The sequence below is a fragment of the Paenibacillus sp. FSL H3-0457 genome (assembly GCF_037981725.1).
Classification (GTDB): domain Bacteria; phylum Bacillota; class Bacilli; order Paenibacillales; family Paenibacillaceae; genus Paenibacillus; species Paenibacillus amylolyticus.
Genome location: NZ_CP150283.1, coordinates 1321036 through 1336416 on the forward strand (window position 1 = coordinate 1321036; position 15381 = coordinate 1336416).

The window sequence follows — 15381 nt, forward strand, 5'->3', positions numbered from 1 at the left end:
CAAAACCGGAGCAACCTAAAGGCCTTATAACAAACAACGAGCTATTTCATATGTGAAAAAAAACAAGAAGCGCAAGCCGGGAACATCATCTGCCCGACTTGCGCTTCTATTGCGTTCCACAGGCCTGGCGACAAGGCGCCGGGTGGAACGATCATATCAAGATTACTGGACAGCGGCGGTATTCTCCAGCGCCTGACCCGCAGGAACATAGGCATGCCCGAGATCCCGGGCAACCGCCTCATACGTGATATGTCCATTCAGCACGTTAACCGCGCTGCGAATGGACGAACTGCCGCGAATCGCGGCGGCTGCACCGTGGTTGGCCAACTGCAGCGAATAAGGCATGGTGGCGTTGGTTAGCGCCACCGTGGACGTACGCGGCACGGCGCCCGGCATGTTCGCCACCGCGTAATGCACGACACCATGCTTCACATAGGTAGGTTCATCGTGGGTTGTGATATGATCAATGGTCTCAACGATCCCGCCCTGATCAATCGCCACATCCACAATGACCGAGCCCGGTGCCATCGTCTTAACCACTTGCTCGCTGACAAGTGTTGGCGCCTTGGCGCCCGGAATCAGCACCGCACAGATCAACAGATCTGCCGCCGCAACAGCTGTTGCGATGTTGGACGGGCTGGATACTAGCGTGTGGATCTGATTGCCAAAGATATCATCCAACTGCCGCAGACGATTCAGATTCAGGTCAAGGATGGTCACATCGGCGCCAAGACCAATAGCAATTTTGGCTGCATTTGTTCCCACCGTTCCGCCACCAATAATGACCACTTTCCCCCGACTGACACCGGGTACACCTGACAACAGAATGCCCTTGCCACCTTCTGTTTTCTCCAGTAGCTGTGCTCCGATCTGGGAGGCCATGCGGCCTGCAACTTCACTCATAGGGGTGAGCAGGGGTAGGGCACTGTTGACCTCCAACGTCTCATACGCAATAGCCGTTACCCGACTTTTAATAAGGGCTTTGGCAAGCTCCGGTTCCGCTGCGAGGTGCAGGTATGTGAACAGAATCAGTCCCGGACGAAAATATCCATATTCACTGGCAAGCGGTTCTTTCACCTTGATGATCATATCGGCTTCGGTCCACACGGACTTGGCATCCATCCGAATCTCGGCGCCCGCAGCTTGATATTCATGATCCGTGAATCCACTGCCGTTCCCCGCGCCTTGTTCAATCAGTACCTGGTGACCGGCTCTGATGAAATCAGCAGCCCCGGCCGGAGTCATTGCTACACGATTCTCATTGTTCTTGATTTCTTTGGGAATTCCGATTCTCATCACCATGCACCTCGTCCATTTATTGGTTGTTAGCTTATACTACAAGTTTATGACTTGAATAATCGTTTTGCACCTTACTTGATGTCTAATTTTTAGGGATCGAACTCAACATATTGTCGAAAAAGACTGTTCAGGACATTTGTCCATGGATTATAATGTAAGAAAAAATAACACGAAGAGGGATCGCCATTGCGAAATGACCGTGTGTTTACGATCAAAGATATCCTTGCACGTCCGGTATTTGGCCGAGCACGACTAGCGGCAGGGAAGGATGGAGTGAACCGTCAGGTTGGCTGGGTTCATGTATTGGAGATTACCAATGTATCTCCATTCGTAAGCCCCCATGATCTTATTTTATCCACTGGACTGTGGCTTCAATCGGAAGAAGGGCGCGAAGAGTATCTGCTTCAGCTCATTGGCAGTGAGGCAGCCGGGCTGTGTGTGGAGTTTGGTACCAGCATATACGGGATCCCGGAAGAACTGATTGAACTGGCGGACAGACACCAGTTTCCGCTGATCGTATTTGAACAACCGGTTCGTTTTGTCGAGATTACGCAGGATATTCACTCTCTGCTCATTAATCATCAGCACCAACTACTGAAAAGTCTGGAAGCCTACTCCCGCCAGCTTCAGCAGCGTACATTACAGAGTACGGACATGTCTGCTGTGCTGAACCTGTTGCATGAATACGCTGCAAAACCGGTGGTGTACATCTCGTCTATGGAGCCGGGTAGTTTTGTGCCCGAACTTGCTCCGGAGATGGAGCAAGCAATCTATACCTGGTATGAACAGGAGGTAGAACATCTGGATCTGAACGATTCGGATACTGAATTATGGTTCCACATAGACGAAGAGAAGGCTCTGCTGTGTCATCCGGTCGTCTGTTTTGGCCAGGTATTTTCGGCTGTAGGCATGATTGTGCATCCCGCAGCTCCAGTGGAATATCTCAAGCTGTTGCTCGATTATACGGCGAAGGCGGCGGCAGCGCTCACGCTTCGTTCCCAGTTTCTTGAAGAGAAGATGGTCCGCAATCAGAATGAACTGATCCAGGATCTGATGAATGGCAACATCCATCAGGAGGAACAGGCTCAGACTCGAATGGGGCTTCGTTTGCTGGTGAAGGGACAGTACTGGTTTGCAGGAGGGGTTATCGAGATTGAGCATCGATTGAAGGGTACGGGCCGGGAGAGGATGGAAGCGAATCATCAGGATATTCTTGTCCTGCTTCGTTCCCTGCTCAAGAAGAACAATCTGCCTAGCCTGATCATGCTGAAGAACAATCAGGTGTATCTGTGCTGTGCGAAGGAAGCAGTCTCGGCTGCTACACGTCATCAGCTGCTACGCTTGCTGGAAGGAATCGCTCTGGACGTGAAGCAGTTTGCGAGCCGCAACTTGAAGCAGGTCATGATTCATGTGGGATTTGGCAAGTTTCGCAGCCGTTTGACCGGTCTACCGGAGAGCCTTCAGGAGGCCTATCAGGTGATCGAAGTTTCAAGATCGGTAGATTCGATGGAACATGTTCACTTTTACGAACGTATGGGTATATATCAAATGTTAAAGGCGTTACCCCAATCCTTCCTGCAACCCTTTGTCCAGGATCACCTTAGTATGTTGATTGAACATGACCAAACGCATCACCTGCGATTGGTGGAGACGTTGGATGCTTACCTGCAGAACTTTGGTTCCAAACGGGATGCAGCTGCCCAGTTATTTATTCATCGGCAAACGTTGTACAACAGACTGGAGAAGCTGGAAGAACTGATGGGTCCAGGTTACATGGATCAAGGGAGAAGAATCTGTCTGGAGATGGCGCTGCTCGCGCACGCGATGATTGAGAATGGGCAGTGGCAATCCTCTTGATGAGGTGAAAGGGATGCAACACAGACTGTGCACCCATCTTACACTACCTTGAGCACAGTCTAGCAGTTTCTACTAATCCGCCGGGTATGTTGTAATGAAGCAGGCAGGCGTTGCAGAGTGGAAGTGGAGCGTCGGCCCCGATAAAGCTTCACTTGACCGGAGGATGGTGCCAGTGATAAGGAAGAAGGTGCAGCCAGCCGATACGGGGGGGATGACCGGTCAGGGAGTCCTTCCGGTTCTGCGACGTTGTCCTCCATTGAAATGCCACTTTGGTGCAGCCATTCATTAAGTCGTTTGGGATTGATTCCGAGTTGTCCGCTCAGATTACAGATATCGAGGTTTATTCTCACACAAATCCGCCTTTCCTGGAATATCGGGCTGGTAGTAGGTTATGAAAGGGAAGCATGAATTCGAGATCAGTAAATGCTCATGTAACATGTTGATTGCAGTTTGATCGGCGGAATGATCCATTATGATAAGAAATAATGCGGAGGCGTTTATGTATACCTTGTTATACGTTTCCATATCCGCTGTTTTGAATATTTCCATTAAATTGGCTTTTAACAAGATTCTATCACTTCACATGCAATTGCGCGTCTCAATATAGTCTCAATTTTGTGAGAGAAAAAAGTATATTAAAAGTACCAGTATCTAGTACGGAGGACATATATGGGAAACAGTAGTGAGGCTCAATACGACAAATATCTTGAGGATGGCAAACGTTTCATTGGTCGAACCAAGGAACTGACGACACTGGAGCGGTGGTTCAATCATCCGGAAGCCCCATTAACCATATTTTCAATTACGGGCATGGGAGGCATTGGTAAATCTTCCTTGCTTTCAGAGATGTTATCTGTCTCTCGGGATCGAGGTGCGACGGCTATCTGGATGGATGGTCGATCATGTGGGGCAACTCCTTCCGTTTTTATGGATTATTTGTCCTCTACATTAGGCTTGGAAACAATGGATAGTGAAGGATACCCGCGACCATTGAGTCTGCTGAGAGACACATCGATCGAGAAGAGATTGGTTCTGGCCGTGGATAATTATGAAGAGCTTGCTCTGTTAGAAAGCTGGTTCATGGAAGTCTTTGTATCCAAACTTCCGTTAAGAGGGATACTTGTCATTCTTGCATCACGCCCGGAACTGGCGTCCACCTGGCGGACACATCCCCGATTACATCAGAGATTTATACAGATGCGGCTTCAACATTTTACAGTTGATGAGATTACGGAATACATCACGGTGGCAGGCTTTCTGAATCAGGGGATGGCGGGTACCATTACGCGAATGACCGATGGACATCCGCTGGGGCTGGCCCTTGCTGTAGAAGCTGCGGATCAGAGGAGGAATCTTCCACAGTCCGAATGGGCTGAACTGTCACATATGATCAGTGCACGATTGCTATTGGAACTGACGAATTCCCGTCTACATCCCATGGTGGAGGTACTGACACTGATTGAGACAGCCAATCAGGAATTGTTATCATCTGTCCTGGACATGACTGTGACGCAAGAAGACTACCACATGCTGAGACAGATGTCGTTTATCCGTTCCGGTCCGGATGGTCTTGGACTGCATGACATGGCCAGGGTACATCTGCTACGGGATTTTCGACAGCGTGAGCCACATCGGTTGCAGACCATGCGTATCAAGATCGTGAAGCTGCTGAAACCACTGCATGAGCAGGCGGGTCCACATGAGCGTCGCCAGATCGCCCGGAAGATGCTGTTGCTGTGTCAGGAATCCATGCTTCAATACCGCAAGTACGCGGATGTGTCCCGTGATTCCTTGTTCTCACCTCTCGAAACGATGAGAAGCGAGGATCTGCCCGTTCTGCACAGCCTGTTACAGCAATGGTGCGAGTACAGCGTGGAACCATGGCAGGCGGTATCCTATGGTCCCTTCCTGGATGAACTGGCGCACCGTTATCCCGAAGGAATCGTATTAATGCGGGACAAGCTTGGGGAGACAATCGCCATGTTCATTACCATTCTTGTACATAGGGAGAGTAGTGAGTTGTTACTAAAATATTTTCCAAATGAGATGTATGAATGCTTCACACCACAGGAGCTTGGCAATGATCCGGATCAGAGTGATACGCACTTTGCCTTGCTGGCTGCGGCAAGAGATGATGTGCCTGGTTATACACGAGAAGAACTGGTGGGATACATGGCACTGGATCGACTATCTCTACTGGGTGATGGTGCGCGAGCGATACTCGTTGCAACGAATCCTCACCTGAAACTATTTTTGCAAAGTATTGGATTCCAGATGCGAAGAACCCGCATTCGTGTCTGTGACAGATTCGAGGACCAGGCGGACATACTTGATTTGGATTTGCGTAGCGGGCATTTCGGAGAGTGGGTCATGTCTCTGCTTGATCCGAAATCAACAGAAGATCGTATACAGCCGGAAACAACAGAAGTGGATGGTGTCATCTGGACTGAACAGGATGTTCGCAAGATGTTGGGGGATCTTCGTTCCCCGGGAGAATTGCATGAATATGCTGACAGGGTTAGAGGAGTAAAGGATGGAATCCAGTTACAGCTGTATGTCATGGATCTGTTGGAAGGCAGAGTACATGGCCTATCTCCACAGGATCAGATGCTGTTATGCGCGGCCTACTGGACGCATGCTGGCAATCCAACTGCCGCAGCCCAGACGTGTTCCATGAGTCGGGCGACATTTTATCGCCATCTCAGAACAGCGCTGACTCGCTTGGCGCGGATTTTGTAGGGTTCTATTCGTTCGTCATACCGATAATGAAGACAAGAAGAGGCTGGTCATAGACCAAGCCTCTTCATGCGGTTATAGAGCGTTGCCCTGGAGATGCCAAGTTGCTTGGCGAGTGTTCGTTTGTTGCCATCTGCTGCTTTCAGATATTGAATTAGAAGCTGCGCCTCATAGGTGTCCAATTTTTGCTGGTAGGTAACACCTGAGACAAGTTCGGAATCATCTGAGGGATCTAATTCGTCCACATTTGCAACGGATCGAGGTTCTTTTTCTGGTTCTGCTCCCGCCGAATCCTGACGTTGCTGATTTTCGTTGTTGGCATATGAATGAATTCCGGATGTCAGTTGAACTTCGGACTGTTCTTGCATGATGAGGGAAGTGAGGGTATCGGGCAGATATTCCTGCTTCACCTCACCATCTGTCGTCAGAATGGTCAGGCGTTCGATCACATTTCGTAATTCACGTACGTTGCCTGGCCAATCATATTGGAACAGCAACTTGAACACTTCAGGTGGAACCAATTCAATATGACGGTTATAGAGCAATGAGAATTCTTGAAGGAACGTCTGGGTTAATTCATATATATCTTCCTTGCGCATACGCAGAGGAGGGATGACTAGGTTAATGACATTCAGCCGATAGTAGAGATCTTCTCGGAATTGATTACGGGCAATCATACTCATTAGATTCTGGTTGGTTGCTGCGATAATCCGGCAGTCGGCCTGTTTCATACGCGTTCCCCCCACAGGAAAGTAACTCTTCTCCTGCAACACCCGAAGCAGTTTCACTTGCAATTCCAATGGCATCTCACCGATCTCATCCAGAAAAAGAGTACCCCCTTCGGCAAGCTCAATCTTGCCCTTTTTGCCTTTGGGATCTGCTCCGGAGAAGGCACCTTTTTCGTAGCCGAACAACTCACTTTCAAACAAGGAAGCAGGAATTGCCCCACAGTTAATAGCGATGAACGGTGCAGTCTGCGATTCACGAAGATCATGAATGGCTTTGGCGAATAACTCCTTGCCTGTGCCGCTCTCTCCGAGGATAAGTACGGTTGCTGAGGTGGTACTGATCTTGCGTATGGTCTCCATGCACTGTTTGATGACCGGGCTGCTGCCCTTGATTCTGGCAAATGGATCTAATTCGAAACGTAGCCGAGCAACGGCTTTCTCCAGGTGCTGGACTTTGGAGGTCATATGTAATAGTTCCTGATGTAATCGGATTTCGGTTGTTATATCCACTTCTGCAGCAACTGCACCTACAATATGTCCATCCAGTTGGACAGGACGAGCATTAATCAGCGCGAAGAGGTCGGGCCGTGGCTGATGCTGTTTGCGATAGACCGTTTCACCGGTATACAACGTTTTGAGAGACTGTAGCCGATCTGGAGGGAAAAAGTCCGCTGCGGGTTGTCCGATGATGTCTTTTTTGCTGATCGAAAAAACATGCTCCGCGCCAGTTGTCCAGTAGGCCACTTTGGCATCTTCATTAATTAATGTCAGAGCTGAACCCGCTGTCTCCAGTGTTGTCTCAAAATAAGCTTCTATTAGGCGATGCGCATGCATCATGGCATGTAAAACATCGGATACGGCGATATATCCCAATAGAGGGCCATCATCCTGAATGAATAAATAAGAAGATGTGTCGAATAAGCAGAAGGCATCTACCAACGATGTTGATGACGGAATGGTAAGTGTGGGGAGGTCCGTATCCAGAACATCCATATCCGTACGCAATAAAGACATTAATTCTGGAAGTAAATGTTTCATCGATATCACCTCAGTTAGGGCATAACTTTCAGAACTGTACCTGTTACAAGGAACTTTTATGATCGGAGTAAATGGAAATATTTGAGTGAGATAGTTATCCATATTATAGCTTTCAAAGTGAAGTGTGTATAGATTTTTTGACATGAATCATACATAAGACAATCGGAAATAGTGGTTAATTTTGTTTTGTACAACTAGAATACTCTCTCAATCTGAAGCGAAAGTGAAGCATTCATGAACATGACAGTATCAGTTCGTTAATCTCAACACATTCACTGGGCAGGTTAAGTGATTCTATATGTTGACTCTCAATTTGTCCACACCATTAAGTATCGTCTGAATAATACTATACCAAGGACTGAAATGAATGAATTCAATCGAAGGAGGGTGATGAAATGGCGATTCTATCAACTGGGCCCATTGAGAATAATATTTCAGGAATAACGGGGATCCGACCAACTCAATCCGTTACGGTCAAAATCGATAACCGGAATGCGACAGATGTGTTCACAGTGCTTCTTCGGGGCTATTACCTTAATGGAGTCAGAACATTATATGTAGAAGAACTGCTCAATGTATCACCTAATCAGGTCATAACCAAAGTTTATAATGGGAATTTTGATGCTTTTGAGTTTGTATTTTCAACCTCAGACACGGCTGCTCCAGAAGCACAAATATCCGTATGGGGTAAAAATGCCGCAGGCGAATTAGTCGCGGCTCACCGATTGGTATCCCAGGAGTTATTGGGAGAAACGCTGAGCACAACGGGTGTAACTGGAGCCACTGGAGCCACGGGTATTACGGGAGTAACAGGAGGCACCGGAGCCACTGGAGCCACGGGTATTACGGGAGTAACAGGAGGCACCGGAGCTACTGGAGTGACAGGAGCTACGGGAGTAACGGGAGGCACTGGGACCACCGGAGTAACAGGAGCCACGGGCGTTACGGGAGTAACGGGAAGCACCGGGGTCACCGGAGTAACAGGAGCCACGGGCGTTACGGGAGTAACGGGAAGCACCGGGGTCACCGGAGTAACAGGAGCCACGGGCGTTACGGGAGTAACGGGAAGCACCGGGGTCACCGGAGTAACAGGAGCGACGGGCGTTACGGGAGCAACGGGAAGCACCGGGGCCACCGGAGTGACAGGAACCACGGGCGTTACGGGAGTAACAGGAGGCACAGGGGCCACCGGAATAACAGGAGCCACGGGCGTTACGGGAGTAACGGGAAGCACCGGGGCCACCGGAGTGACAGGAGCCACGGGTGTTACGGGAGTAACGGGAAGCACTGGAGCTACTGGAGTGACAGGAGCGACTGGTGTTACAGGAGCAACGGGAAGTACCGGGGCTACCGGAGTGACAGGAACCACGGGCGTTACGGGAGTAACAGGAGGCACAGGGGCCACCGGAATAACAGGAGCCACGGGCGTTACGGGAGTAACGGGAAGCACCGGGGCCACCGGAGTGACAGGAGCCACGGGTGTTACGGGAGCAACGGGAAGCACCGGGGCTACTGGAGTGACAGGAGCAACGGGCGTTACAGGGGCCACGGGTATTACGGGAGTAACGGGAAGCACTGGAGCTACTGGAGTGACAGGAGCGACTGGTGTTACAGGAGCAACGGGAAGTATCGGGGCTACCGGAGTGACAGGAGCCACGGGCATTTCTGGAGTAACGGGAAGCACTGGAGCTACTGGAGTGACAGGAGCGACTGGTGTTACAGGAGCAACGGGAAGTACCGGGGCTACCGGAGTAACAGGAGCCACGGGTATTACGGGAGTAACAGGAAGCACTGGGGTTACCGGAACAACAGGTGTCACTGGAGCAACCGGTACAGCAGGGCAAGGGTTGTCCTCTTATGCCTATATTTTTAATACTTCAGCTCAAACTGTAGCTATTGAAGCGGATGTAATCTTCGACAGCAACCAAAATCTTACTAATATTACTCATGCGCCCAATACCACTGCGATTATTATTGGTAATGCCGGGGACTATGCGGTGTTTTTCAACGTTGCAGGTGTGCAGGCAAACCAATTCACCCTTTATCAAAACGGAGCCCCTGTAGGTGGCAGTGTCTATGGTTCAGGAGCTGGGACTCAACCGAATCCAGGCATGGTCATTATTACGGCTGCTCCCGGTGATGTGCTGACATTACGGAATCATTCCAGCGCATCAGCTGTTGGTCTGCAAACACTAGCAGGTGGAACACAGACCAATGCTAATGCTTCTATTCTTATTCAACAGTTAAGTGGTTAACTTTTAAATAATAAATGGGTGTGTCCAGAAAAATAGACATTTAAAATTGTGGTCCTATCTCATAATTAGTGGTTGACAGTCTTCGGTCGCAAATCATGGGAAGTTCTCACTTTAATAATTTTCGCATTAAAAGAGTCATAATATAAAGTCTAGCCGCTCTTTTTGAGTGGCTAGACTTTAGCTTAATTAATAGTTAAGTTCTCTCATTAAAAACATTATTACCGGCTAGGATTCCTGTAGAGCTCATAACCATCCTCTAGAACGCTGAAGTTCGTTAAACTTAGCATTTTTGTTTATCGCTTTAATATGCGGTGGGGTCGTTAGCGCTTGGAGCGAGAGAGCCCCTTTTCGTTATTGTATAACTTGGTTTACAGCCTTGGTTTAAATGCATCTCGATGTTCTCTCAGGAATGCATCAAGTGAACGCGGCGCTCTGCCAAGCAAGCGTTGGACCGTATCCGTCGGCTTCTCTGGCACAACGGAAGACATCGTCTGAATTTCCACAACGTGGTCTGCAAGCCAAGGAGGCATCTGTCCATGTTCGATCAGATCCGTTCGAAGCTCCTCGGGTTTGAGGTTGAAGAATCCGATCGGACGATTGAACAGGGTGGACATTTTATCTGCAATCTGTGCATAAGTGAATGCTTCGGAACCGGTAAGCGTATAGATGCGGTTCACTGGTTTGTCTCTAGTCAGCACTTCTGTGGCAATATCTGCGATGTCTCGGCAATCGATGAAGTTGCACGGGGAATCTCCAATGCAGCCGAAGAATACATCTTGAGTTGTAATGGTTGGTGCGAGTCGGAGCAGATTTTGCATAAAAGCATAGGGCCGCAGCATTGTATATGTCATCCCGGATTTCACTAGAGTTTGCTCGATTTGTTCATGCCAGCCTGCTACAGTTACTGGTGAACGTTCGTCATATGCTGGGCTGGATATTTTGACGACATGCTTGACTCCCTCTTGCGCAGCCATCTGAATAATGGATGTCTCTAGTTCCATTTGTTTAGGGTTGTTGGATAACGCTAGAAATAGTTGACTGGTACCCGCCAAAGCTCTGCGCATGGATTCGGAATCATTTGCATCGGCAGCACAGATTTCAATCCCGGACAACGCCAAGTCCGCCATTTGTTGACGAAGCTTATCCGGCTTTCTACTTACTGCCCGAACGGGAATACCTCTTTCCATCAAACGTCTCAAAAGTACATTTCCAATCATGCCTGTTGCTCCAATAATAGTAATCATGTTTCAATCTCTCCTTATAATGAACTTGTTTATTTGATAATGTAAGCTCGCCAGCGCCATGTCATGATCGTACAAGCTATTGCACCCGACAATGGAAAATCGAACCCAATATGATCCAACCAAGCCCATGAAGAACTCGGGTTTACGATCTGCAATACATTAGAAATCCCCCACGCCGCCACCAAGCCAAACCCTGCGCCTGCAAGTGCCAAGCAGCCCACGACAATGATTCGGGGGGCTTTTGCCACCCACCGTGTGCGGTTCTTACGGTTACGAAGCCAGAGTCCGGCCCATAGAGCCATAAGCAGAGACGCCCCTCCAATCGTTGTTAAAGCTCGTAACTGAAGGACTTCATCAGCGGTAACGATTCCCCCGATGCTTGCCATGATGGCAGGAGACAAGTAGGCCGGGATTAATTCACGCCACAGCACAAAAGGTTTTGGGGGAGGATTAGCAGCTCGGTTTGGATAAGCTTCCTCGGAATGAATGGGGTCATTAAGGTTAACCATATCACTACTCCTTTTTTGTTTAGAAATCACTGATTTGCTTTCATCTATAAGTAATTAGGAGCCTAACTATATGGTGATGAAAATGGGCTAGTTGAACTAGCCCGGTTCACCTTTCTTCGTTATGCTCCTAGGATTTTGGTTCGGAGAAGTCGTGTGACTCATCTGTAAGTGCAGCAATACCTTGTGTTACACGCCCCAGCAGGTTGAGAAACACACTCCTTTCCTCGATCGTAAGTAATCCAACCATCGCTTCCAGTCTGGCAAAATGTTCCGCAGCCATATCCGTTAGTTTCTTCGCACCTTTGGCGGTCAAAATGACTGACTTCTGACGACCATCAACGGAACTCGTCCGACGAGCAACCAGTCCGTCGCGTTCTAAAATCTCGATTAGACCAGTTACGGTAGCACGGGTTACACCCAGATTTTCCGCCAGTTGGGAGGGCAGTTCTTCTCCTTCGTGATCTTCAAGATCTGCCAACAGACGATATCGTCCTGTCGATAAACCAAATCTGGAGAAATGGATTTCTGCAGCATGCCCAAGTTTGGCTCCTGCTACCATCAGTCTGGATGCGACAAGCACGGCTTGTGCATCCACGTCTAATTGATAGCGATCAACCTGACGCTTCGTTTGTACTAACGAAGGGATGAGGTACATATCAGTTGTTGATTTGTTTTGATTGTCCATACATATAGTATGGTGCCTAACTATATAGTTGTCAACTTTTGTTTAGACCATTCGTCAAGTTGGATGCTCTCGTAAAGTGTTCGTACACAAAAAACCATGTGCCCAGAAAAAAAGAGGCGACATGGTTTTCTTTTGTCTTTTTTCATAAATATTGATCCAGCTGGAAAATAACTATCGGAACATATTCTTAACGACCATCCAGAGATTAGCCGGTTTTTCGGCCAAACGGCGAGTATAGTACGGATACCACATGGTGCCATAAGGTACGTAACAGCGAATGCGATAACCTTCTTTGGCGAGACGTTCCTGTTCGCTCATGCGCAGACCATATAACATCTGGAATTCAAAGGCATCCGGCGAGATTCCCCGATCCTTGGCGTATTGTTTCGTCCAGTTAATGATGTGATCATCATGCGAGGCAACCGCAGTGTACACACCCTGATCGAGGTGATTACGAATCATCGTTTTGAATTGATGAATGACTTCAGAAGTATTCTGATAGGCTACTGATCCGGGTTCTTTGTAAGCACCTTTAACCAGACGAAGCCGAATGCCTTCCCGAATCATATCACGTGTATCTTCTTCGGTGCGATGCAGGTAGGCTTGTAATACTGTGCCTGTATTATGCAGTCCTTCCGAGTGAAGTCTTCGGACAATATCCAGCGTCGCTTGAGTAAATGGACTATCCTCCATATCAATTCGGACAAAAAGATCATGCAATTTGGCTTGTGCGGCAACGGTACGGATATTTCGATAACCCTCTTCCGGGTCAAGTGCGAGGCCCATCTGGGTTGGTTTCAGCGAGACGTTGGAGTCTACGCCTTCACGTGCAATGCCTTCTACCAGGCGTACATACTCATCCCTGTACAATGCCGCTTCGCTCAGGCGGGTGATGCCTTCGCCCAGATGATCGAGTGTAGCCATAATGCCTTTATTATTGAGTATGTGGATCTCTTCGAGAGCTTCTTCCAAGGTGTTTCCTGCAATAAATTTGCCTGCCAGCTTCTTACCATATCTAATGGACAGGTTCTCTACAGCTTTGTTGCCTGCCACGGTTAATAAGGTTTTGCGATATATTTCCGTTCCCACACTCATTTTCGTTTCCTCCTTCAGCATTGTGCATCTTTAATTCAAGCAAGAAACGTGCCAGATTTGGCGATGGTCTACTATTTTTCATGGAAATTTTAACTTTATAAAAAGGAAACAAAAAAATCTGGGGATAACAGCGATCGGAAGGTTATTCTGTCATCGGAGTGGCCCGTGTGAATTTTCTTTAGTTAAATTTAACGAGAAAAATATTTCAGTCTCAACCGGAGTTGGCACGGATTTTGCTACATATATTTGGTGATGAGTAACATGCAAAATAATTTAGGCGAGCAGCCAGCGAATCCCACATCCTGAAGGAGGAATCATTGATGAATATCCCTTTTGTTAACGAACCATTCACACCCTTTGTAGTACAGGCGAACCAGGAAGCATTTGAAGACGCACTTCGTCAGGTAGAAGCTGAACTTGGGCAGGAGTACCCGATTATTATTGGTGGGCAAAAAATAACAAGCAGCCGCACGTTAACTTCAGTGAACCCCGCAGCCAAGAATCAAGTCGTCGGAACGATCCATCAGGCAGATCAGGAATTGGCCGAAAAGGCCATTCAGACAGCGGCGGAGACATTCCACACATGGAAACATACTGACCCGAATGAACGGGCTCGTTATCTATACAAAGCAGCTGCCATTATGCGCCGTCGCAAGCATGAATTCTCCGCATGGATGGTTTATGAAGCCGGCAAGACTTGGCCTGAAGCCGATGCGGATACAGCGGAAGCCATTGATTTTATGGAATTCTATGCACGGGATATGCAGCGACTGAGTGAACCGCAGCCTCTCGTGCGGATTGCAGGGGAAGATAATGAACTGAGTTATATACCGCTGGGCGTTGGTGTTGTTATTCCACCTTGGAACTTCCCGCTGGCGATTATGGCAGGTATGACCTCTGCTGCACTGGTCTCCGGCAACACGGTGGTGTTAAAGCCAGCAAGTACAACTCCGGTGATTGCCGCCAAGTTTATGGAGCTGCTCGCTGAAGTTGGTCTGCCGGATGGCGTTGTGAACTTTTTACCAGGACCAGGCAGTGAAGTGGGTGATTATCTCGTGGATCATGCGCTCACCCGGTTTATCAGCTTCACCGGTTCCCGAGATGTGGGACTGCGAATTAATGAACGTGCAGCACGAACAGCTCCAGGTCAGAAGTGGATCAAACGGGTTATTGCAGAGATGGGCGGCAAGGATTCTATCGTAGTAGACAGTGACAGTGATCTGGAACTCGCGGCAGAGTCCATTACCGCTTCGGCATTTGGTTTCTCAGGCCAGAAATGTTCGGCGTGTTCCCGTGCCATTATTCATAAGGATGTATATGATGAAGTATTGCAAAAAGTGATTGAACGGACACAGAAACTGACGATGGGTAGTCCTCTTGAAGTTGGCAGTCAAGTTGGGCCGGTTATCGATGACAAGGCATATGCAAAGATCACGGAATATATTGAAATCGGCAAGGGTGAGGGGCGTCTTGTGCACGGTGGCGGTACAGGGAACGTTGAAGGTTATTTCATTGAACCAACCATAATTGCCGATGTGGACCCAAAAGCCCGGATTGCTCAGGATGAAATTTTTGGACCTGTGCTTGCGTTCATCAAAGCAGAATCTTTCCAGGATGCATTGGATATCGCCAATAATACAGACTATGGTCTGACCGGCGCGGTGATCTCACGTAATCGTGAACATCTGGAACAGGCAAGACGCGAATACTTTGCGGGTAATCTGTATTTCAACCGGAAATGTACCGGAGCACTGGTAGGCACACATCCATTTGGCGGATTTAACATGTCAGGCACAGATTCCAAGGCAGGTGGAAGAGACTATCTGTTGTTGTTTACCCAGGCGAAGCTGGTATCGGAGAAATACTAGACAGAAACCCATGATCCGACTAAAAACTTCTTACATTTGCTTGAATAGTATGCTATTATCCCTGCAA

11 protein-coding genes are annotated in these 15381 nt (G+C 48.4%); 4 read left to right on the top strand and 7 right to left on the bottom strand.

All coding sequences use genetic code 11. From position 1 onward, the window contains the following. Positions 1 to 162: 162 nt before the first annotated feature. The gene (gene ald / locus MHH25_RS05900; protein WP_340019454.1) at positions 163 to 1296 is read right to left on the bottom strand and encodes an alanine dehydrogenase; all 1134 of its coding nucleotides are present in this window, start codon (positions 1294 to 1296) and stop codon (positions 163 to 165) included. A gap of 189 nt (positions 1297 to 1485) precedes the next feature. Here ald and MHH25_RS05905 point away from each other — a divergent pair, with 189 nt between their 5' ends. Next, a complete protein-coding gene (locus MHH25_RS05905; RefSeq protein WP_340019455.1) occupies positions 1486 to 3156 on the top strand; it encodes a PucR family transcriptional regulator ligand-binding domain-containing protein in 1671 nt (556 codons plus the stop codon). A gap of 59 nt (positions 3157 to 3215) precedes the next feature. Here MHH25_RS05905 and MHH25_RS05910 read toward each other — a convergent pair whose 3' ends face one another. Then, positions 3216 to 3506, bottom strand: coding sequence for a hypothetical protein (locus tag MHH25_RS05910; RefSeq protein WP_152683010.1), 291 nt, complete (start codon positions 3504 to 3506; stop codon positions 3216 to 3218). A gap of 319 nt (positions 3507 to 3825) precedes the next feature. Between MHH25_RS05910 and MHH25_RS05915 the strand changes: the two genes are divergently transcribed. Beyond that, positions 3826 to 5895 (top strand): hypothetical protein, encoded by a 2070-nt coding sequence (locus tag MHH25_RS05915; RefSeq protein ID WP_340019456.1) that lies wholly within the window; start codon positions 3826 to 3828, stop codon positions 5893 to 5895. 47 nt (positions 5896 to 5942) lie between these two features. Here the strand turns inward: MHH25_RS05915 and MHH25_RS05920 are convergent, their stop codons facing one another. Continuing rightward, positions 5943 to 7658, bottom strand: a complete 1716-nt coding sequence (locus MHH25_RS05920) for a sigma 54-interacting transcriptional regulator (RefSeq protein ID WP_340019457.1) — start codon at positions 7656 to 7658, stop codon at positions 5943 to 5945. A gap of 395 nt (positions 7659 to 8053) precedes the next feature. Here MHH25_RS05920 and MHH25_RS05925 point away from each other — a divergent pair, with 395 nt between their 5' ends. After that, positions 8054 to 9913: a collagen-like protein gene (locus MHH25_RS05925; protein ID WP_340019458.1), complete on the top strand. Its 1860-nt coding sequence runs from the start codon at positions 8054 to 8056 to the stop codon at positions 9911 to 9913. A 368-nt stretch (positions 9914 to 10281) separates the two neighbouring features. On the opposite strand, the gene MHH25_RS05930 is transcribed toward MHH25_RS05925, so the two are convergent. The 4 genes from MHH25_RS05930 to MHH25_RS05945 all read right to left on the bottom strand — a co-directional run bounded on the left by MHH25_RS05930 (position 10282) and on the right by MHH25_RS05945 (position 13446). Then, entirely contained in the window at positions 10282 to 11157 is an 876-nt protein-coding gene (locus MHH25_RS05930) for an SDR family oxidoreductase (protein ID WP_340019459.1), read from the bottom strand. Positions 11158 to 11186: 29 nt separating this feature from the next. Next, the gene (locus MHH25_RS05935; protein ID WP_036612071.1) at positions 11187 to 11666 is read right to left on the bottom strand and encodes a hypothetical protein; all 480 of its coding nucleotides are present in this window, start codon (positions 11664 to 11666) and stop codon (positions 11187 to 11189) included. A 127-nt stretch (positions 11667 to 11793) separates the two neighbouring features. Then, positions 11794 to 12351 carry a MarR family transcriptional regulator gene (locus tag MHH25_RS05940; RefSeq protein ID WP_047841886.1) on the bottom strand — a complete coding sequence of 186 codons (558 nt, stop codon included), beginning with the start codon at positions 12349 to 12351 and terminating at the stop codon, positions 11794 to 11796. A 171-nt stretch (positions 12352 to 12522) separates the two neighbouring features. Then, the gene (locus MHH25_RS05945) at positions 12523 to 13446 is read right to left on the bottom strand and encodes a proline dehydrogenase family protein (protein ID WP_253506103.1); all 924 of its coding nucleotides are present in this window, start codon (positions 13444 to 13446) and stop codon (positions 12523 to 12525) included. A gap of 320 nt (positions 13447 to 13766) precedes the next feature. On the opposite strand from MHH25_RS05945, the gene pruA reads away from it, so the two are divergent. After that, complete coding sequence (gene pruA, locus MHH25_RS05950; RefSeq protein ID WP_340019462.1) at positions 13767 to 15314, top strand: L-glutamate gamma-semialdehyde dehydrogenase; 1548 nt, start codon at positions 13767 to 13769, stop codon at positions 15312 to 15314. The last annotated feature ends 67 nt before the right edge of the window (positions 15315 to 15381 follow it).

Excerpts from the sequence above, each read along its gene's own strand:
- MHH25_RS05935 (WP_036612071.1), bottom strand. The coding sequence starts at position 11,666 with ATGGTTAACCTTAATGACCCCATTCATTCCGAGGAAGCTTATCCAAAC.
- MHH25_RS05930 (WP_340019459.1), bottom strand. The coding sequence starts at position 11,157 with ATGATTACTATTATTGGAGCAACAGGCATGATTGGAAATGTACTTTTG.
- MHH25_RS05925 (WP_340019458.1), top strand. The coding sequence starts at position 8,054 with ATGGCGATTCTATCAACTGGGCCCATTGAGAATAATATTTCAGGAATA.
- ald (WP_340019454.1), bottom strand. The coding sequence starts at position 1,296 with ATGAGAATCGGAATTCCCAAAGAAATCAAGAACAATGAGAATCGTGTA.
- MHH25_RS05940 (WP_047841886.1), bottom strand. The coding sequence starts at position 12,351 with ATGGACAATCAAAACAAATCAACAACTGATATGTACCTCATCCCTTCG.
- MHH25_RS05920 (WP_340019457.1), bottom strand. The coding sequence starts at position 7,658 with ATGAAACATTTACTTCCAGAATTAATGTCTTTATTGCGTACGGATATG.
- MHH25_RS05915 (WP_340019456.1), top strand. The coding sequence starts at position 3,826 with ATGGGAAACAGTAGTGAGGCTCAATACGACAAATATCTTGAGGATGGC.
- pruA (WP_340019462.1), top strand. The coding sequence starts at position 13,767 with ATGAATATCCCTTTTGTTAACGAACCATTCACACCCTTTGTAGTACAG.
- MHH25_RS05945 (WP_253506103.1), bottom strand. The coding sequence starts at position 13,446 with ATGAGTGTGGGAACGGAAATATATCGCAAAACCTTATTAACCGTGGCA.